This is a genomic window from Streptomyces solitudinis, from assembly GCF_036323765.1.
In the GTDB taxonomy this organism is placed as follows: domain Bacteria; phylum Actinomycetota; class Actinomycetes; order Streptomycetales; family Streptomycetaceae; genus Streptomyces.
Window position 1 is genome coordinate 636,530 of sequence record NZ_JAZDCW010000002.1, and the last position, 17,881, is coordinate 654,410.

Annotated in this window: 20 protein-coding genes; 16 read left to right on the plus strand and 4 right to left on the minus strand. The window is 75.0% G+C overall.

Going from position 1 to position 17,881, the window contains the following annotated elements:
* Window positions 1-185 precede the first annotated feature (185 nt).
* The 14 genes from ectA (at window position 186) to V1J52_RS06590 (ending at window position 11,845) form a co-directional block, all read left to right on the plus strand.
* A complete protein-coding gene (gene ectA / locus V1J52_RS06525; protein ID WP_330138630.1) occupies window positions 186-704 on the plus strand; it encodes a diaminobutyrate acetyltransferase in 519 nt (172 codons plus the stop codon).
* On the plus strand, window positions 701-979 hold the full coding sequence (locus tag V1J52_RS06530) for a phosphopantetheine-binding protein (protein WP_330138631.1): 279 nt from the start codon (window positions 701-703) through the stop codon (window positions 977-979). Before ectA ends, V1J52_RS06530 begins: the two co-directional genes overlap by 4 nt.
* The gene (locus V1J52_RS06535) at window positions 976-1,377 is read left to right on the plus strand and encodes an ectoine synthase (protein WP_330138632.1); all 402 of its coding nucleotides are present in this window, start codon (window positions 976-978) and stop codon (window positions 1,375-1,377) included. Before V1J52_RS06530 ends, V1J52_RS06535 begins: the two co-directional genes overlap by 4 nt.
* A gap of 20 nt (window positions 1,378-1,397) precedes the next feature.
* The gene (locus V1J52_RS06540) at window positions 1,398-2,321 is read left to right on the plus strand and encodes a hypothetical protein (RefSeq protein ID WP_330138633.1); all 924 of its coding nucleotides are present in this window, start codon (window positions 1,398-1,400) and stop codon (window positions 2,319-2,321) included.
* A gap of 122 nt (window positions 2,322-2,443) precedes the next feature.
* The gene (locus V1J52_RS06545; RefSeq protein ID WP_330138634.1) at window positions 2,444-2,710 is read left to right on the plus strand and encodes an acyl carrier protein; all 267 of its coding nucleotides are present in this window, start codon (window positions 2,444-2,446) and stop codon (window positions 2,708-2,710) included.
* Window positions 2,707-4,194, plus strand: a complete 1,488-nt coding sequence (locus tag V1J52_RS06550; RefSeq protein ID WP_330138635.1) for a class I adenylate-forming enzyme family protein — start codon at window positions 2,707-2,709, stop codon at window positions 4,192-4,194. Before V1J52_RS06545 ends, V1J52_RS06550 begins: the two co-directional genes overlap by 4 nt.
* Complete coding sequence (locus V1J52_RS06555; protein ID WP_330138636.1) at window positions 4,187-5,473, plus strand: alanine racemase; 1,287 nt, start codon at window positions 4,187-4,189, stop codon at window positions 5,471-5,473. The genes V1J52_RS06550 and V1J52_RS06555 overlap by 8 nt, the downstream gene beginning before the upstream one ends.
* A 49-nt stretch (window positions 5,474-5,522) precedes the next feature.
* A complete protein-coding gene (locus tag V1J52_RS06560) occupies window positions 5,523-5,774 on the plus strand; it encodes a phosphopantetheine-binding protein (RefSeq protein ID WP_330138637.1) in 252 nt (83 codons plus the stop codon).
* Between the two features lie 11 nt (window positions 5,775-5,785).
* Window positions 5,786-6,985 carry an acyl-CoA dehydrogenase family protein gene (locus tag V1J52_RS06565; RefSeq protein WP_330138638.1) on the plus strand — a complete coding sequence of 400 codons (1,200 nt, stop codon included), beginning with the start codon at window positions 5,786-5,788 and terminating at the stop codon, window positions 6,983-6,985.
* Entirely contained in the window at window positions 6,978-8,093 is a 1,116-nt protein-coding gene (locus V1J52_RS06570) for an acyl-CoA dehydrogenase family protein (protein ID WP_330138639.1), read from the plus strand. Before V1J52_RS06565 ends, V1J52_RS06570 begins: the two co-directional genes overlap by 8 nt.
* Window positions 8,090-8,716, plus strand: coding sequence for a 4'-phosphopantetheinyl transferase family protein (locus tag V1J52_RS06575; RefSeq protein WP_330138640.1), 627 nt, complete (start codon window positions 8,090-8,092; stop codon window positions 8,714-8,716). The genes V1J52_RS06570 and V1J52_RS06575 overlap by 4 nt, the downstream gene beginning before the upstream one ends.
* The gene (locus V1J52_RS06580) at window positions 8,713-9,693 is read left to right on the plus strand and encodes a hypothetical protein (RefSeq protein ID WP_330138641.1); all 981 of its coding nucleotides are present in this window, start codon (window positions 8,713-8,715) and stop codon (window positions 9,691-9,693) included. Before V1J52_RS06575 ends, V1J52_RS06580 begins: the two co-directional genes overlap by 4 nt.
* Before the next feature lie 53 nt (window positions 9,694-9,746).
* On the plus strand, window positions 9,747-11,303 hold the full coding sequence (locus V1J52_RS06585) for an amino acid adenylation domain-containing protein (protein ID WP_330138642.1): 1,557 nt from the start codon (window positions 9,747-9,749) through the stop codon (window positions 11,301-11,303).
* 32 nt (window positions 11,304-11,335) lie between these two features.
* Window positions 11,336-11,845, plus strand: coding sequence for a flavin reductase family protein (locus V1J52_RS06590; protein ID WP_330138643.1), 510 nt, complete (start codon window positions 11,336-11,338; stop codon window positions 11,843-11,845).
* A gap of 38 nt (window positions 11,846-11,883) precedes the next feature.
* Here V1J52_RS06590 and V1J52_RS06595 read toward each other — a convergent pair whose 3' ends face one another.
* Complete coding sequence (locus tag V1J52_RS06595) at window positions 11,884-12,819, minus strand: LysR family transcriptional regulator (protein ID WP_330138644.1); 936 nt, start codon at window positions 12,817-12,819, stop codon at window positions 11,884-11,886.
* An 82-nt stretch (window positions 12,820-12,901) separates the two neighbouring features.
* Between V1J52_RS06595 and V1J52_RS06600 the strand changes: the two genes are divergently transcribed.
* Both V1J52_RS06600 and V1J52_RS06605 read left to right on the plus strand, forming a co-directional pair.
* Entirely contained in the window at window positions 12,902-13,912 is a 1,011-nt protein-coding gene (locus V1J52_RS06600; RefSeq protein ID WP_330138645.1) for an EamA family transporter, read from the plus strand.
* 16 nt (window positions 13,913-13,928) lie between these two features.
* Entirely contained in the window at window positions 13,929-14,633 is a 705-nt protein-coding gene (locus V1J52_RS06605; RefSeq protein WP_330138646.1) for a LysE family translocator, read from the plus strand.
* Window positions 14,634-14,698: 65 nt separating this feature from the next.
* On the opposite strand, the gene V1J52_RS06610 is transcribed toward V1J52_RS06605, so the two are convergent.
* The 3 genes from V1J52_RS06610 to V1J52_RS06620 form a co-directional block, all read right to left on the minus strand.
* Entirely contained in the window at window positions 14,699-15,739 is a 1,041-nt protein-coding gene (locus V1J52_RS06610) for a GGDEF domain-containing protein (RefSeq protein ID WP_330138647.1), read from the minus strand.
* A gap of 87 nt (window positions 15,740-15,826) precedes the next feature.
* Window positions 15,827-16,621 carry an enoyl-CoA hydratase/isomerase family protein gene (locus V1J52_RS06615; RefSeq protein WP_330138648.1) on the minus strand — a complete coding sequence of 265 codons (795 nt, stop codon included), beginning with the start codon at window positions 16,619-16,621 and terminating at the stop codon, window positions 15,827-15,829.
* A gap of 84 nt (window positions 16,622-16,705) precedes the next feature.
* Window positions 16,706-17,857 (minus strand): adenylate/guanylate cyclase domain-containing protein, encoded by a 1,152-nt coding sequence (locus tag V1J52_RS06620; RefSeq protein ID WP_330138649.1) that lies wholly within the window; start codon window positions 17,855-17,857, stop codon window positions 16,706-16,708.
* Between the last annotated feature and the right edge of the window lie 24 nt (window positions 17,858-17,881).

Below are 17,881 nucleotides of genomic sequence, written 5' to 3' on the forward strand. Positions count from 1 at the left end.
GCAGGAAGACCACTTATCGGCTCCCGCGTTTCCGGTCGTTGACGAGCGCATGTGACATGGGCCCATTCCGCATGGGTACTCAGCCGTGGGGTGTTTATCCGAACGTGATAGGCCATTTGACGCGCACTGATGCGCTGGTGACCATGTAATGGACCAGCCGAACAGCCATCCGGTGAGGTATTCACGTGTCCGAATGGAAAGACGGAATAACACTGCGCCGGCCCACGGTGGAGGACGCGCGGGCCATGCACACTCTCGTCGCCGAATCCCCGGTGCTCGACACGAACAGCGTGTACAGCTACCTCATGTGGTGCCGGGACTTCTCCGACACCTCGGTGGTGGCCCAGCGGGAGAACGGCAGCGTCATCGGTTTCGTGAGCGCGTACCGGCGCCCCGCAGAGGAGAACGTCCTGTTCGCCTGGCAGACGGCCACGGACCCGGAAGACCGCGTCCCCGGACTGCCGACCGCCATGTTCTCGTACCTGGCACGGCGCACCAGCGCGGCGGGAGTGACGCACCTCGAAACGACGGTGAATCCCGGAAACCGGGCGGTCATCATGATGATCAACAAATGGGCCACGTCGCTCAGCGCCCCGGTCCTCCGGAACGTCCTTTTCGACTCGGCGGACTTCGGGAGCGATCACCCGGACGAAATTCTGTACCGCGTCGGCCCTTTCAGCCATGCGCACGAGGAGGTCGCATGACACACCGTGACACCGGCCTGAACGCCCTCATTCTCGAACACGCAGGACGGAGTACCGCGGATTCCGCCCTCGCGGACGAAATCTCCTTCGAGGAGGACCTGGCCATGGACTCGGCCCGGCTCGTCGAACTGCTGGAACGCGTGGAGGAGGTCTTCCAGATCACCATCCCCGACGACGCGCTCGCGCACCTCCACCGCGTCGGCGACCTGCGGCAGGCCATGACCCGCGCCGGCAGCACGACCAGCCGGACCCACGAACAGGAGGCACCCGCGTGATCGTCAGGTCCCTGCAGGACATCGCCGGTACGCACCAGGACATCGACAGCGAGCAGTGGCACAGCAGGCGCCTGCTGCTGGCGGCGGACAAGCTGGGCTACTCCCTGCACGACACCATCGCCAAGGCCGGGGCGCGGTACACGCTGGAGTACCTGCACCACGTCGAATCGGTGTACTGCGTCTCCGGTGAGGGGGAGATCGAAGACCACGCCACCGGGCGGACGCACCCCCTGCGGGACGGCACCGTGTACGTGCTGGACCAGCACGACCGCCACACGCTCAGCGCGCACACCGAGATGCGTTTCATCTGCGTGTTCACTCCCGCCGTCACCGGAACCGAGGTGCACGACGAGAACGGGGCCTACCCGCCGCCCGCCGACCACGCCTCCGCCGCCTGATGTCCCGGCGAGGAGGCACCATGACACGGACGGACGTCCCCGGGGCACCGCCGCACCTCAAAGCAGCCGCCATGGACTGCGTGCAGGTGAACCTGGCCGTGCTCTCCGAGCACCACCACGGCGAGCCGGTCGCGCTGAACCTGGGCGCCCCGCTGCGCTTCGCGCCCCGCTTCCCGGGGGACGCGCTGCCCACCGTGGAGCCGCCGCACGGCGAACACCTGGCCGTGGCGCGGACGATGGCCGGCGTCGACGTGCGCGGGACGGACCGCGCCACCCCGGTGACCCAGGCGTGGGAGCTGGCCGGGGAATCCGGCGGAACCCACTACGTGCTGGCCGACGCTTTCACGCTTCCGTGGACGCCCTACCACGGCCACGAGCACCTCGAACACAGCTTCCTGATGACCGTGACCGCCCCGGACCGGGTCCACGTGGTGGACGCCTACCACAACGACACCCCGTACGGGAACGCCCGCCCCGGCGCCTGGGAGTTCGACCGCGACCGGTTCCAGCGCGAACTCCGCGGCACCGCGCTGCGTTTCGGACAGTCCCGAACCGTCCCGGTGCGCGCCGAGGCCGTGGAGAGTGCGCTGGCCGACAACGCCCGGCACCTGGCAGCCGCGCGGGACGACGCCGTGCCGCGCTACGTCGCCGCCTACCGGGACCACGACAACCAGCGTGAGGCCGTCGAGGCGCTCGTCCTGGAGACGTGGCTGCTGGCCCGCTCCCGCCGGCTGCACGGGCACTGGCTCGCCGTCACGCATCCGGACAGCGCGTCCCGTTTCTCCGCGCACGCCGATGACTGGGCGGCGTTCGCCGGACACTGCTACCTCGCCGCGCGCCGCGTCCGCCGGGGCCGTGACGCCCCCAGCGACCTCTACGAGCGGCTGGCGGCCCTGCTGTCCGGGGACGCGGACCACGCCCGGTCCCTCGCCGCGGCCCGCTGACCCGGCCGCCCCCGCCCTCCAACGCCCCCGTTCACCGCCCTGCCCCGTCCCGGCGGCGCAGGTGCCCCCTCGTGCCCCCTCGTGTCACCCCCCTCGTGTCACCCCCCTCGGAAGGTCTCGCCTTGTCCGAACCCCTGCGCACGGTTGCCGTCGACCACATCGCCCGCATCCTGGGCGAGCGGTCGGAGGACATCGTCAGGCAGCCCCGACTGGACCAGTACCCCGGCTTCAGCTCGTTCCGCATGGTCGACATCGTCGAGACGCTGGAGGAGCGTTTCGACGTCACCGTCCCGCCGGACGACCTGACCGCCGACAACCTCCGCAACGCCGACCGGCTGATCGCCGCACTCACACGTGCCCAGCGGGCGGGAAAGGTGCGGACGCCGTGACGGACCGCCTCCACGACCTCATCGCCCCCTCACCGGCCGACGACCGCCCGGCGGTCACCACCGGCGGCACCACGCTCACCTACGCCGAACTGCGGGCCGAGGCCGGTGCCTGGGCCGCACGGCTGGCCGCCCGGGGACTCGGCCGCGGCGACCGCGTCCTGCTCACCAGCAGCGTCGCGGCCGCCCGGCCCGCCTGCCTCTACGCCGCGTCCCGCATCGGCGCCGTCTTCTCCGTCATCCACGACGAGGTGCGCGGCGAGGTGCTGCGGCACGTGCTCACCGACTGCGAACCGCGCCTGTTCCTGACCACCGACCCCGACGCCCGCGCCGTGGCACGTGCCGAGGACGTGCCCGCCCCGGACCCGGACGATCCCGGGCCCGGCGGGGCCGGTGCCGACGGCCCGCCGTCCGGCTCGGTGCTCCCGGTCGACCCGCTGTGCCTGATCTACACCTCCGGCACGACGGCCCTGCCCAAGGCCGTCGTCTCCACCCACGCCCAGGCCCTGTTCGCCACCCGGGCGATCGGCCGCCGCCTGCGCTACGACGAGCGGGACACCGTCTTCAGCGCCCTGCCCCTGTCCTTCGACTACGGCCTCTACCAGCTCTTCCTCGCCGCGGCGGCGAAGGCCCACGTCGTCCTCGCCTCGCCCGCCGAGGCAGGGCCGCGGCTGCTGGCCAACCTCGTACGCCACCGGGCCACGGTCTTCCCCGCCGTCCCGCCGCTGTCCGCGGGCCTGCTGAGCCTGCTGAGCCGCCGGCCGCAGGAAGCGGAACGGGTCAGGCTGCGGCTGATGACCAACACCGGGGCCGCCACGCCAAGGGAGACGCTCTCGGGCCTGCGCCGGCTGCTGCCGGGCCTTGCCGTGCAGCTCATGTTCGGCCTCACCGAGTGCAAACGAGTCTCGATCATGGAACCGGACGAGGACCGTCTCCGGCCGGACGCCGTCGGACGGCCGCTGGACGGCACGGAGGTCTTCACCGTGGACGAGGACGGCCGGCGGCTGCCCCCGGGGAGCCACGGAGAGCTCACCGTGCGGGGACCGCACGTGATGAGCGGCTACTGGCGCCGTCCGGAGCTGACGGCGCGGCGCTTCGTCGCACGCGACGGGCTCTTCCCCGAACTGCGCACCGGTGACTACGGAGTGGTCGGCACCGACGGCTACGTGTACTTCCAGGGGCGGCGGGACGACGTGTACAAGCAGGACGGCTTCCGGGTCAGCTCCGTGGAGGTGGAGGCAGCCGCACGGGCCCTGCCCGGCGTCGACGAGGCCGCCGTCCTCGTGCCCGCGCCGGGGCGTCCGGCCGTGCTCGTGACCACCGGCACCGCGGCGCCGCAGGAGACGGCCGCCCAGCTCGGGCAGCGGGTCGAGCGGTACAAGGTCCCGCCCCGCTGCCACGCGCTGGACCGGCTGCCCACCAACGCCAACGGCAAGACGGACAAGAAGAAGCTCGCCGCGATGCTGGAGGAGGACCTCCGTGCCTGACGCCGCCGCCCCCTCCCCCTCCCCCTACGCCGGCCCCACCCCGGCCTACGTCTACGACCTCGCCGAAGTCCGCGCGTCCCTGGACCGGCTGCGGTCCGCCCTCCCGCAGCCGAGCCGCATCTACTACTCGCTCAAGGCCAATCCGCACCCGCGGATCGTCGGCGCGCTCCACGCCGGCGGGTGCCGGGCGGAGGTCAGCTCCGTCGGCGAGGTCCAGGCTGCGCTGGACGCCGGTGTCCCGCCGGGGGACGTCCTCTACTCGGGGCCGGGCAAGAGCGACCGCGACCTGGACACGGCGTTCACGGCCGGTGTCCGCCACTTCTCCCTGGACTCCGCGCGGGCCGCGCGGCAGCTCGACGACGCCGCCGCGCGCCACGGCACGACGGCCCGCTTCCTGCTGCGGGTCAACACCGACCTGCCCGCGCCGGGGGCGGGGCTGGCCATGACCGGGGTCAGCTCGCCGTTCGGCGCGGACCGCGCGGGCGTCGAGGCCGCCCCGGAAGCGTTCACCGGCCACGACCACCTCGACTTCGACGGGCTGCACCTGTACCTGGCGACCAACCTCTCGGACGAGGACGCGCTCCTGGAACAGTTCGACGTGGCCCTCGCCACCGCCCGGCGGCTCCAGGACGCCATGGGGGTGCCGCTGCGCGTGCTGGACCTGGGCGGCGGTTTCGGCGCCCCCTACGCGCGCGCCGGTGAGCTGCCGCACTTCCCCGCCCTCGCCGGCCGGCTGGCCGCACGCCTGGACGAAACGTTTCCCCAGTGGCGTGAAGGGGACCCCCTCCTCGCCTTCGAATCGGGCCGCTACCTGGCGGCCACCTGCGGCACCCTCTACACCCGCGTCCTGGACGCCAAGTCCTCACACGGACAGCGCGTCCTGGTGCTCGACAGCGGCATCCACCACCTGGGCGGCATGTCCGGGCTGCGGCGCGTCCCGCCCATCCGGCCGCAGACCCAGCAGGTGCACCCCGCACCGGACCCCTCCCCGGACGCCCCGGACGCCGGGAACGCCCCGGACGCCGGGGACGCCGCTCCGGTCATGGTCTGCGGTCCGCTGTGCACGCCCCTGGACACCTGGGCCCGCTCCGCCCCCGCCCTGCCCGCCGGGCCCGGGGACCTGCTCGCCGTCCCCAACGTGGGCGCCTACGGACTCCAGGCCAGCCTCGTCCTCTTCCTCGGACACCCGCTGCCGCTGGAGGTCGTCCGCGACGGGGACGCGCACGTCTCGACGACCCGGCTGGAGACCCGGCGCCGCACCCTGCCCGCAGCAGCCTGACGGCCCGTCACCACGCCGCACACCCGGTACCGACCCGAAGGAGGTCCTCATGGACTCCCAGCTCGACGCACTGCTCCGCCCCCACCTGCGCTACCTGCCCGCCGACCGGCCCCTGGAGGACGACGCCCCCCTGCACGACCTGGGGCTGACGTCCATGCAGGCCATCGACCTGCTCTTCGACATCGAGGACGTCTACGGCGTCAGCCTGGACGACGACCAGCTCACCGACGCCACGTTCGCGTCCCCCCAAAGCCTGCGGCAGGCCATCGACCAGGCACAGTCCCGCGGCCTGAAGGTATGAGGGCGGCCCCCATGACCACCACCGCTTCCCCGGCGCGCCGCACGCCGGCCGCCGGTCCGCCCTTCGGCCCGGACCGCCTGGCCCGCCTGACCGAGACCGTGCGCGAACACGCGCGCCACACCGACGAGCACGCCGAGTTCCCCGCCCAGGCGCTCGCGGAACTGCGCACCAGCGGCCTGCTCGGTCTCCTCGTCCCCACCGGGTACGGCGGTGCGGGCGGCAGCCTGAAGGACATGCTCGAGGTCTCCGCGACGCTGTCCCGCACGTGCATGTCGGTGGGAATGATCTTCGCCATGCACTGCCAGCAGGTGGCGGCCCTCGTGGACCACGGCTCCGAGGCGCTGCGCGACGAGGTCCTGCCGGGCATCGCCCGGGGGGAGGTGTACCTCGCCTCCGTCACCACCGAGAGCGGCAAGGGCGGCCACCTGCTCACCTCCGAATCGGCCCTGGACGCGCACGCGGACACCCTGCGGCTGGACCGCACCGCGCCCGTGGTCACCGGCGGCGCCCACGCCGACGCCTTCCTCGTCACCACCCAGGCGCCCGGCGCCACCTCACCCCACCAGGTGTCCCTGGTGTACGCCGAGCGCGCGCGGCTGGAGGCGGAGGTCACCGGGGGCTGGAACCCGGTGGGGATGCGCGCCACCCACAGCGTGCCCATGCGCCTGCGCGGCGACGTGCCCGCCCACCACGTGGTCGGGGAGCACGGCGCCTTCCGGACGATCACCGTGGAGACGTTCGCGCCCCTGGCCCACCTGGGCTGGTCCGCCTGCTGGCTGGGCACCGCGGCGGGCGCCCTGGCCCGCACCGTGGAATGGCTGCGCAGCCCGGCCCAGCGGCGGCGCCGCGACCTGAGCGGAGAGCTGCTCCTCACCCGGCTCGGACGCGCCCGGCAGCGGCTGGAGACCGTCCACGCGCTCCTCCAGCACGCCGCGGACGTCCACAGCGATCCCTCCCGCGACCGCTCGGCGGCCCCCGTGCAGAGCCTGCTCAACACGCTCAAGCTCACCGCGTCCGAGGAGTGCCTGGCGGCCGTCGACGAACTCGTCGAACTGGCCGGCCTCGGGCAGGGCTACCTGCGGGACGCGCCGCTGGAGCTGGAGCGGGCCTGGCGCGACCTGCGGTCGGCGTCCCTGAACTACGGCAACGACCGGCTGCGTACCGCCAACGGAACGCTCGCCCTGCTGGACCGGGAGGTGACCCTTGCCTAGCAGCACCGCCACCGCCGCTCCGCCCGTCGGCACCGCCCAGGGCCCGCCCGGCGCCCGCGCGGTCTGGGCGGCCCTCGGGGCCGCCGGGGACCTGGAGGACCTCTACGAGCCGTCCCGGCGCGATCCCCGCTACGGCCTGGACCCGCACGCCCTGGAGGCGCTGCTCAGCAAGGCCGACGCCGTGCACGGCACGGGCGTCACGCTGAGCGTCTGCGTCCAGGCGGCGGGGGCCCTGCCGCTGCTGCACGACGTCCGCGGGAACGAGACCGCCGCCGCGCTCGGTGCCCGCGCCAGAAAGGGCCGTGCCGTCCTCGCCGTCGCCGCGACCGACTCCGAGACGGCCGGTTCGGACCTGGCCAACCTGGAGACACGCGTCGACGAGGACGCCGGGGGCCTGCTCCTGCAGGGCGGGAAACGCTGGATCGTGAACGCCCTGCACGCCGACCACGCCCTCGTCCTGGCCAGGCACCGGGACGGCGGCCACTTCACCAGCTTCACCCTCCTGCTGGTCCCGCTCGACCTCCCCGGTGTACGGCGCGAGGCCACCGGTACCCGGATGTTCGACGGCTCCGGCCTGGGCAGCCTGTACTTCGACCGGGTCCGGCTGCCCACCACGCACCGTCTGGGCGGCACGGGCCGCGGACTCGCCGCCTTCTCCCGCCGCATCAGCACCGAACGCCTCGCCAGCGGCCTGTGGGCCAACGCCCTGGCCCGCCGCACCCTCACCGAGACCAGGCGGCTCCTGCGCAGCCGTACCGTCGGGGGCGCCCCGCAGGAGCAGCACCCCGTCGTCCGGCACCAGCTGGCCGAGGCCCTCACCGGGCAGCAGCAGCTCCAGGCCCTGTGCGAGCGGTGCTGCGCCCCCGCCGGGCCCGCGACGCCTCCCGTCAGCGCGCTCACCGCCGTGCTGAAGGCCACCGGCGCCCGCACCCTGGAACAGGTCCTGGACACCTGCGCGCGCTTCTCGGGAGCCGAGGCGTTCCTCCGGGACGGGTTGCAGGAAGCACGTGCGGAGGTGGCCATGTTCGGCACCGCCGGGGGCACGACCCACCTGCTGTACGACCTCATCGCCGACCACGCCGACGCGCTCCTCGGCCCCCGGCCATGACGCGCGTCCTCGAACCCCGGCCCCGCCTGCACGTCGCCACGGCCGACTTCGACGGCGCCCTGCGGCACCTCGACCGCAGGGACGTCCCGGCGACGGCGGGGATGCCCGGCTGGCGGGCCCGCGAGTACCTGGCGGGCCGGTCCCTCCTGCGCCACCTGCTGCGCACCGCCGCGGCCGCCCTCGACGCGGCGGTGGCGGTCCGCCCCAGTGGCCAGCCGTGGCTGCCCGGCCTGCCCGGCACCTTCGTCAGCATCTCGCACAGCGGGGGCCGGGTGGCCGCCGCGCTGGGCCCCCGCCCGGTCGGCGTCGACATCCAGACGGTGACCACGGCCAGCGAGGCCCTGCTGCGCCGGTGCTGCCCCCCTGCCACGGCGACGGCGCTGCGTGCCACGGCCCCCGCACGCCGCGCCGCGCTGCTCGCCCGGGTGTGGACGGCGCAGGAGGCCAGCGTGAAGGTCTTCGGCCGCGGGCTCGCCGCCGCCCCCTGGCGCATTCCCGTCGACCCGTACGCCCCCACCGGGTCCTGGCGGGGGATCACGTGGGAACGGCTGACCGCCGGACCGCGCCACGCCCTGGCCGTGGCGTACGCCTCCCCCCAGCACCGAGAACAGGAGCCCTCATGACGCACGCGCCCCTCACCGGTTCGCTGAGCTGCTACACCAGCGCCGTCCTCGGCTACCTCACCCCCGAGGACGTCCACGCCCCCCGCCGCGTCGCCCAGTCGGTACGCCTGGCGCTCCGGCCGGCGCACGGGGCGCTGGCCTTCTCCCACCACGCCCCGGGCCTGGACCGCCTGCCCGGCGGCGGCGCCCTGCGCTACCGGGGCACCCCCAGCCGGGACGACGCGCTGGCGGGCATCGACCGCGAACTGCGCGCCCGCGGCCGCGTCCTGGTGGCCGGCAACGCGGCCCACCTGCCGTGGGCCGCTCCGGGGCAGCGGGACGCGCCCCACTTCCTGCTGGTCACCGGGCACCGGGACGGCGGCTGGCACGTCAGCGACCCCTTCGCCGGACTCTTCCCCAACGGCCACGAGCAGCAGCCGTTCACCGGCTGGATCAGCGAGCACGCCCTGTCGGCCGCCCTGACCACCGACGACCGGTTCTCCCTCACCCAGCGCCGGCGCACGGCCCTCGCCTTCGGCAGCCCGCTGCCGCTGCCGCCGCGCGGCACCCACCAGTGGCTGGTGCGGGAGGAGGCGGAGGGGCCCCGGCCCGACGACCACGACGTCATCGACGCCCCCGAGCAGGTGTTCGCGGACATCGCCGCGATGCTGCACGACGCCTTCGCCGGGACCGGTGAACCGGCCGTGCTGGAGGACCTGTGGGCCGCCGCGCGGCACCACCGCTTCCAGTACCGCGCGCTCGTCGGCGAACGGAACCTGGACAGCCCGGCCGCGCCGCTGAGGGCCGTGCGGCACGCCGACGCGTGCTGGGCGGACCTGCCGAAGACGCTGCGCTTCGCGGCGGGTTCGGCGCGCCGCGGCCGTCCCCGCACCGCGCTGGTGGACAACGCGCTGCACACCCTGGCCGAGGCCACCGCCGCCGCACGGTCCGTGCTGGCCGAGTACGGCTACGGCGTGCGCACGCCGCTGTCCCTGTGACCGGCGACGCGGAACCCGACCCGAGCCTGACGCGCCCCGAACCGAGGATCACGATGGCCCCCACCCGAACCCTGTGGACCCGCTTCGCCACTTCCGCCGCCGCCCACGGCGACCGCACCGCCCTGGAGACCGGAGGGCACCGGCTGACCTACGAGCAGGTGCGGGCGGCCGCCGGACACGTCGCCCGGGCGCTGCACACCGCCCCCTCCCCCGCCCGCCGGGTCGGCGTGATCGCCGACCGCACCGTCACCAGCTACGCGGCCTACCTGGCCGTCCAGCGCCTGGGCGGCACCGCCGTCCCGCTGAACGCGGCCTGGCCGCGGCAGCGCCGGGAACTCGTCGCCCGGGCGGCCGGGCTCGACGTCGCCGTCGCGGACGAGGAGGCGTCCGCCGAGCTCCCCGGCGACGTCCCCGTCCTGCGGTTCGGCAGCGGCGGGCTGGCCCGCGCCGCCGCGCCGGAGGACCTCCCGCCCCACACGGCGGACCCCGACGCCTTCGCCTACCTGCTGTTCACCTCCGGCTCGACCGGTGCGCCCAAGGGCGTCCCCGTGCGGCACCGCAACGCCGACGCCTACCTGGCGGACGTCGCCGCCCGCTACCGGCCCGGCCCCGGCAGCCGGGTGTCGCAGACCTTCGACCTCACCTTCGACCCGTCGGTCTTCGACCTGTTCGTCGGCTGGTCCTCGGGGGCCACCGTCGTCGTGCCCGGCCGCGACGCGCTCCTGGACCCCGTCGGTTTCGTGACGGAGCAGCGGATCACCCACTGGTTCTCGGTGCCCTCGCTCGTCTCGCTGGCCGGACGGCTGCGCCGGCTGCGGCCGGACGCGATGCCGGACCTGCGCCAGAGCCTGTTCGCCGGGGAGCCGCTGACGCTCGACCAGGCGCGGGCGTGGCACGCGGCAGCGCCCCGCAGCACGATCGACAACCTGTACGGGCCCACCGAGCTGACCGTCACCATCACCGGCTACCGGCTACCGGCCCGGCCGGAGCACTGGCCGCGGACGAGCAACGGCACCGTGCCCATCGGCGAGGTCCACGCCGGTCACGACGCCGTCGTCCTCGACGCGCGGATGCGGCACGCGGACGAGGGGGAACTGGCGGTGCGCGGCCCGCAGCGCTTCCCCGGGTACCTGCGCGCCGCCGACAACGCGGACCGCTTCGTCGCGGCGGACCCGCAGGGCGGGCCGGCGCACCGGTCCGGCGGCGGGACGGACGGCGGGGCGGGCGAGGTGCCCGAGGACTGGTACTACCGCACCGGTGACCGGGTGCGCCGGGAGGAGGGCGCGCTCGTCCACCTGGGCCGCGTGGACGACCAGGTGAAGGTGCACGGGTACCGGGTGGAACTCGGCGAGATCGAAGCCGCGCTGCGCGCCCACCCCGACGTCCGCGACGCCATCGTCGTGGCCCTGCCCGACCCGCGCGACCAGCTCGAACTGAGGGCGGCCTACACCGGCGCGGCGGAGAGCGGCAGCGTGCGCGAGGTCCTGCGGGAGAAGCTGCCCCCCTATCTGGTGCCGCTCACCGTCGAACGCCTCAGCGCCCTGCCGCTGAACGGCAACGGCAAGATCGACCGCCGGGCCGTGGCGCGCTCACTGCAGCACACGGCCTGACCGGCGGCCGTCAGCACGCGAGAGGAGCAGGTATGACCGCACCGACCGACACCGCAGAGCAGACCCGTGACGTGACGGCCTTCCGGGCGGCGATGGCGCACATGCCGACGTTCGTGACCGTGGTCTCCACGCAGACGGGGGAGGGCCCCACCGGCTGCACGGCCAACGCGGTCCTCTCCCTTTCCCTGGAGCCACCGAGCCTGGTGGTCTCCCTGGCCTCCTCCAGCCGGACGGTGCACCGCATCCGGCACGGCGGGGGGTTCTCCGTCAGCCTGCTGAGCTGGGAGCAGCGCGACCTCACGCAGCGCTTCGCGCGGGGCCGTCCCGACGAGCGGTTCGCCGGGGTGCCGCACACCTACCAGGAGGGGCAGCCGGTGCTGAGCGACGCCGCGGCGGGGTTCGTCTGCCGGGTCGAGAGCTGCCAGGAGATGTGGGACCACACGCTGGTGGTCGGCCAGGTGCTGCACAGCACCCACCACCGGGAACGGGTGCCGGTCGTCTACCACGGCCACGCCCAGCACCCGTGCCCGCCGGGCGGGTAGGGCGGGCCGCCGTCCCGCGGAGCACATCACCGGCGCCGTCACCCCCGCGGGGGCGCGGCGCCGGTGGTGTGTTCCGCGGCGACGGCCCGCAGGGCCGCCAGGCCGCCGGCGATGGCGCGCTGCCGGGCGCTGCCCCGGCGTACGCAGGTGAGCAGGCGCCGGGACGGCGAGGGCTGCCCGTGCAGCGGCACCCGCCGGACGGGCAGGCCGGAGGGGATGGGGGCGAGCCGGGGCAGCAGGCTCACGCCGAACCCGTGCGCCACCAGGGAGACGATGGCGTTCCACTCCTGGGCCTCGTGCTCGATCCGGGGTGTGAAGCCGGCCGCCTGGCAGGCGGCGAGGATCAGCTGGTGCTGGTCGATGTTCCGCGGCGCGGCGACGAACCGCTCCTCCCGCGCGTCGGCCAGGGCGACGGGCCGTCCGGCGTCGAGCGCGTGGCCGTGCGGGACGATGAGGTCCTGGGGGTCGTCGAGGAGGAACTCCTGCTCGAAGCGGGTGTCCGCGGGGGCCGGGCTGTCCGGCAGGGGCACGACGACGGCGACGTCCAGCACCCCCGACTGCAACAGGTCGAAGCACTGCGACGACTCCGCCTCGGTCAGCCGGACCGGCGCGGGCGAGCCGCTGTGCTCCATCCGTACCGCCGCCGGTGCCACCAGCGCGGCCAGGGCGGTGGGGAAGGCGCCCATCGACAGCGGGCCCGCACGGCTGCCGTCCCGGTGGGCGGCGAGTTCGCCCTGCGCCACCTCCCACTGCGCGTAGAGGACGTCCGCGTGCCGCAGCAGCGTTTCGGCGGCCGCGGTCAGGACGACGCCGCGTCCCTGCCGCTCGACCAGGGCGACGCCCAGGTCCCGGGCCAGCGACTGCACTTGCTGGGACACGGCGGACGGCGTCAGGTGCAGCGCCGCCGCGGCGCCCGTGACGGTCCGGTGCTGCCGCACGGTGCGCAGGACCTGGAGCCGGCGGAGATCGATCATGACCACAGTTTAGACCGGTCTACATCCAGTATGTAGTTAAGTTTAGATGGACATTGACGCGCGAGCCTCCGAGACTGGACCCATGGCTGCTCAGCAGACGACGACCTCCCCCGCGCCCCCGGCGAGCCCGGAGCACCGGCCGAGGCGGCTCTCGGAGCGCGTCCCCGCCCCCCTGCTCGTCGTGGGGAGCGTGATCGGCATCCAGGTGGGACAGGCGTTCGGCAAGCAGATGTTCGGCGCGGTCGGGCCCTTCGGCGTCGTGACGCTGCGGCTGGTGTTCGCCGCCGTCATCCTGCTGGCGCTGTGGCGGCCCCGGCTGCCGAGCGGCTGGCGCGAACGCGGTCTGGTCATGGCGCTCGGGACGGCCATCGCCGGGATGAACGTCGTCTACCTCGCGCTGCGCCACCTGGACGTCGGCGTCGCGGTGACCCTCCAGTTCCTGGGCCCCCTGGTGCTCGCCCTCGCCGGCTCCCGGCGCCTGCTCGACCTGGTGTGGGGCGCGCTCGCGTGGCTCGGCGTCGCCCTGTTCGCCGACCCCTTCGGGGGCGGTCACGGGCTGCCGCTGATCGGCCTGGTCTACGGCCTCGTCTCCGCCGCGGCCATGGCCGCCTACGTCGTGCTCAACAAACGGGCCGGGACGCGGAGCCTCGACGGCTCCTACCTCGCCTACGCCGTCGCCTTCGCCGCCCTGCTCTCCCTGCCCACCGGGATCGGCGAGGGCGGCACCGCGCTCCTGGAGCCCGGGGTGCTGCTGGCCGGTCTCGGCGTGGCGGTGCTCTCCGCGGCCATCCCCTACTCGCTGGACCTCGCCGCCCTGCGCCGCCTGCCCGCGCGGACCGTCGCCGTCCTGGAGAGCCTCGAACCCGCGGTCGCCGGTCTCGCCGCGATCCTGGTGCTGAGCGAGCTGCTCAACGGCTGGCAGTGGCTGGCCATCGCCTGCGTGACCGTCGCCTCGCTGGGGGCCGTCCTGACCCCGGCGAAACGTCCCGCCGGCCGCCGCGGGGGACGCCGCGCGCGGCGCACGTTCCCGCAGTCCGTCCTGGCGTCCCCGCACCTGAAGGGGAAGGCGTTCCCCTCCGGCACGCGCGAGTGAGCGGGAGGAGCGGCCCATGTCCGTCAACTGGCCCGGGTTCCTCGGCGTCGTGGCGCTGGCCTACCTGGTGCCCGGACCCGACTTCCTGGTCATCGCCAGGGCGGCGACGCGCAGCCGGCGGGCCGGATGGCGGGCGGCCCTGGGCGCGCAGACCGGACTGTGCGTCCACATGGTGGCCGCCGCCCTCGGGCTGTCCGTGCTCCTGGCCCAGTCCGCCACGGCCTTCACCACCGTCCGGCTCGCCGGGGCCGCCTACCTGGTCTACCTCGGCGTCAGCACCCTGCGCGCCACCCGGCGGGAGGCCGCCGCGGCGGGGACGGCCGGGCGGGGGACGGGCGGGCAGGAGGACGCCGGAGCCGGGGCGGCCGGGCGGGAGAGCGCCGACGGTGGCGCGGCGGCGGGGCGGCCCGGCGGGCGGGACGGGTACGGCGGCTTCCGCGAGGGGCTCCTGACCAACCTGCTGAACCCCAAGGCCGCCCTGTTCTTCCTCAGCATCCTGCCCCAGTTCCTGGACCCGGGCGCGGCCACGGCGGCGCAGGTCCTCCTGCTCGGCGCCGTCGACATCGCGTTCGGGGTCGCGTACTGGGCCGGGGTGGTCGCCGTCGCCGCCGCGCTGAGCGCCCTCCTGGCCCGGCCCCGGGCCAGGAGGCTGTGGGAACGCACGACCGGCTGGCTGTTCGTGGGAGTCGGCGCCGCCCTCGCCGCCGCGGGCGGCTTCTGACGCCCGTGCCGGGCGCCGCACGCCCGTGCCGGGCGGCCCCGGAGGTCCGCGCGGCGGGCGCGGGGTCAGCGGCTGCGGAAGCGGCGGCGGTCGCCGGGCGGGGGCGGGGTCTCGTCCGCGAGGTGGACGATCTCCCGGCCCGCGACGACCGGCTTGTCGGCCCGGACGGCCTTCGCCCGGTACTGCGCGGCGTCCGCGAGCCGCAGCAGCCGGCGGGGGGAGCGCACCGGGCCGATCGGGTCGCCGGTGGAGGCCACGCCGCAGGCGACGCCCTGGCCGTCCTCCAGCCCGGCGGCGTGGGCGCACACCTCCTCGGCCACCCGCACCACCTCGTCGGCGGGCGGGCCCACCGCGAGGAGGCAGAACTCGTCGCCGCCCAGCCGGGCCGCGAGCGCGCCGGGCAGCATCGCCCCGCACCGGGACAGCAGCGAGCCGAAGCGCTCCAGGAGCCGGTCACCCGCCGCGTGGCCGCCGGTGTCGTTGACCTCCTTGAGCCCGTTGAGGTCGAGCACGACGAGGCTGACCACGCTGCCGTCGGCGCGGTGCCGCCGGAGCGCCTCGTCCAGCCGCAGGTCGACGGCCCGCCGGTTGCCGAGGCCGGTGAGCGGGTCGGTGAAGGCCAGGTGCCGTACCTCCTCCAGGCGCTCGTGCTGCGCGATGCCCGCCGCGACGACGGCCGCGAGCACGGTGGCGAAGCGGGTGTCGGCGCCGGTGAAGGGGGCCGCGCCGGACGGGCGGGCGACGTACAGCTCGCCCCAGGCCCGGCCGTCCAGCACGATCGGCGCGGCGACGCTGCTCCCCCGGCCCCGGCGGCGCAGCGCGGCCACCCGGCGGTCGTGGCGGAACCCGGTGCTGCCGGGATCGTGCCGGACGGGATAGGACTCGTCGGGAGGAAACGTTTCTTCGTCCGCCGCCAGCTCCCCTTCGTTCACCAGCACCCGCAGCCGCCCCCGGGACCGCTCCCAGACCGACAACGCCGCGAAGGAACCGTCCAGCGCCGCGCGCGCCCCCGTGGCCGCCGCCCGGACGGCCTCCCGCGAGGCCGTCGCCGCGGCCATGGCCTGGGCCAGCCGCAGCACGGCGCACAGCCTCGCGTCCTCACCCATACGCTCCAGGTTAGGAGGCTTCGTCCGACTTGGCCCTCCGGGCCGGACCGCGCCCGGGGCCGGCCGTTCCGCCCCGCGCTCCCCCACTCACTCCCCGGGCCAGCGCGGCGGACGCTTCTCGTTGAACGCCGCCACCCCCTCGGCCCGGTCGCCGGAGAACGCGACGGTGCGCCACGCCGCGTCCTCCACCTCAAGACCGGCGGCGAGCGGCATGCCCCAGCCGGTGCGCAGCGCGCGCTTGGCGGCGCGCAGGCCCACCGGGGAGTTCGCGGCGATGCGTCCGGCCAGCGCCAGCGCCTCGTCGCGGTCGGTGCCCTCCGGCACCAGCTCGTCCACCAGCCCCAGCGACTTCGCCTCCTCGGCGGCCACCCGGCGCCCGGTGAAGACCAGCTCGGCGGCGCGGGCCGCGCCCACCCGGCGGGGCAGGAGCTGCGTGCCGCCGCCGCCCGGGATGACGCCGACGGACACCTCGGGCAGACCGACGACGGCGGTGGTGTCCGCCACGATCACGTCACAGGACAGGGCCAGTTCGAAGCCGCCGCCCAGCGCGAACCCGTGCACGGCGGCCACCACCGGCACGGGGAGCTGGAGGACACCGGTGTAGGCGGCCCGCGCGTACGGGCGCTGGCGGCCCAGCTCCGCGTCGGTGAAGCGATTGCGCTCCTTGAGGTCGGCGCCGACGCAGAACGCCCGCTCGCAGCGGGAGGTGAGCGCCACCGCCCGCACCTCGGCGTCGGTGCCCAGCGCCGCGCAGGCGGCGGCGATGGAGGCGGCCATCTCGGTGGAGACCGCGTTCATGGCCTTCGGCCGGTCGAGCACCAGCTCGGCCACGTGCGTCCCGGCGTCCTTGCGGACCTCGACCCATGTGCCGTACCGCGTCATCGCGCCACCCTCCCAGCAGGTTAACGGTCGCTCACACCCTAGCCGCGGGGGCCGCGCCCGTCAGCAGCCGCCGGGGGCCGTCCGTCAGCCGCGGCGGCTCAGCAGCCAGGGCTCCACGACGCCGAGCCCGCGCACCGGGCGCTGGTACAGCGGCCGCAGGGCGAACCGGTACCCGGCGTCGGCGGCCGGTTCCTTCTCCGAGCGCGGGGCGTCGCCGGAGGCCGTCAGCTCCTCGCGCAGGACGCCGTCCACCAGCACCGTGTCCTTCGGCGCTATCGACGTGAGGCGGCTGGCGAGGTTGACCGTGTTGCCGAAGACGTCGCCCATGCGCGTGGTGACCGTCCCGAAGGCCATGCCCACGCGCAGTTCGGGCATCGTGTCGTCGCCGGACAGGGTCTCGATGAGCCGCAGCCCGATCTCGGCGGCCACCCCGGGGTCGTCGGCCACGTACAGGACCTCGTCCCCGAGGGTCTTGATGAGCCGGCCGCCGTGCGCGGCGACCAGGTCGGCGGCCGTCGTCTCGAACGCCTCGACCAGCTCGCCCAGTTCCTCCTCCTCCAGCCGGCGGGTGAGCCGGGTGAAGCCGACGAGGTCGGCGAAGCCCACGGCCAGGCGGCGGTCCACCATCTCCTCGTCGTCCTGCGCCTGCACCACGCGCCCGGTGGCCGCGGCGAGCTGCCGCCGCCAGACGTAGACGAGGAACTCCTGCAGCTCCGGCAGCAGCAGCTCCACCAGCGGGTAGGTGATCTCCATGCGGCTCATGCCCGGTTCCGGCGAGACGGTGAGCCCGGCCAGGAACGAGTCGACCTGCCACTCGGCGAGCCGGGCGGTCGTCTGCCCGGTGGAGCGGGCCACCTGGATCGCCATGGCCTCGTTCAGCAGCCCGGCCTCGACCAGGCCCGCCAGGCGCCGCAGGGCCAGCACGTCCGCCTCGGTCAGCGCGCGGGCCTGGCCGATGTCCGCGAAGCCCATGGCCCGCCAGAACCGGGAGGCCAGGTCCATCGGCACGTCGGCGGCGCGGGCCGCCTGGAACGGGGTGTAGGTGCGGGCTGAGCCGAGGATCAGCTCCTCCACCTTGAGGGCGAGCGGATCGTCCTGTCCGGCGTCCTCGCGGGCGTCGCGCTGCCTGCGCTCCTCCCGGGCGCCGCCAAAGGGGCGGGGCGCGTCCGCCTCGCCCGGCCCGGCGTCCCCGCCGGTGTCCTCGGAGGGCGGCTCGGCCGCTTCGTCCGCGGTCACTGCCCGCCCCTTGCCAGGTTCCTG

What these genes read in the sequence shown, in the direction of transcription:
- V1J52_RS06530 (WP_330138631.1), top strand. Translation starts at nt 701, where the DNA reads ATGACACACCGTGACACCGGCCTGAACGCCCTCATTCTCGAACACGCA.
- V1J52_RS06540 (WP_330138633.1), top strand. Translation starts at nt 1,398, where the DNA reads ATGACACGGACGGACGTCCCCGGGGCACCGCCGCACCTCAAAGCAGCC.
- V1J52_RS06560 (WP_330138637.1), top strand. Translation starts at nt 5,523, where the DNA reads ATGGACTCCCAGCTCGACGCACTGCTCCGCCCCCACCTGCGCTACCTG.
- V1J52_RS06565 (WP_330138638.1), top strand. Translation starts at nt 5,786, where the DNA reads ATGACCACCACCGCTTCCCCGGCGCGCCGCACGCCGGCCGCCGGTCCG.
- V1J52_RS06575 (WP_330138640.1), top strand. Translation starts at nt 8,090, where the DNA reads ATGACGCGCGTCCTCGAACCCCGGCCCCGCCTGCACGTCGCCACGGCC.
- V1J52_RS06580 (WP_330138641.1), top strand. Translation starts at nt 8,713, where the DNA reads ATGACGCACGCGCCCCTCACCGGTTCGCTGAGCTGCTACACCAGCGCC.
- V1J52_RS06585 (WP_330138642.1), top strand. Translation starts at nt 9,747, where the DNA reads ATGGCCCCCACCCGAACCCTGTGGACCCGCTTCGCCACTTCCGCCGCC.
- V1J52_RS06590 (WP_330138643.1), top strand. Translation starts at nt 11,336, where the DNA reads ATGACCGCACCGACCGACACCGCAGAGCAGACCCGTGACGTGACGGCC.
- V1J52_RS06595 (WP_330138644.1), bottom strand. Translation starts at nt 12,819, where the DNA reads ATGATCGATCTCCGCCGGCTCCAGGTCCTGCGCACCGTGCGGCAGCAC.
- V1J52_RS06600 (WP_330138645.1), top strand. Translation starts at nt 12,902, where the DNA reads ATGGCTGCTCAGCAGACGACGACCTCCCCCGCGCCCCCGGCGAGCCCG.
- V1J52_RS06605 (WP_330138646.1), top strand. Translation starts at nt 13,929, where the DNA reads ATGTCCGTCAACTGGCCCGGGTTCCTCGGCGTCGTGGCGCTGGCCTAC.
- V1J52_RS06610 (WP_330138647.1), bottom strand. Translation starts at nt 15,739, where the DNA reads ATGGGTGAGGACGCGAGGCTGTGCGCCGTGCTGCGGCTGGCCCAGGCC.
- V1J52_RS06615 (WP_330138648.1), bottom strand. Translation starts at nt 16,621, where the DNA reads ATGACGCGGTACGGCACATGGGTCGAGGTCCGCAAGGACGCCGGGACG.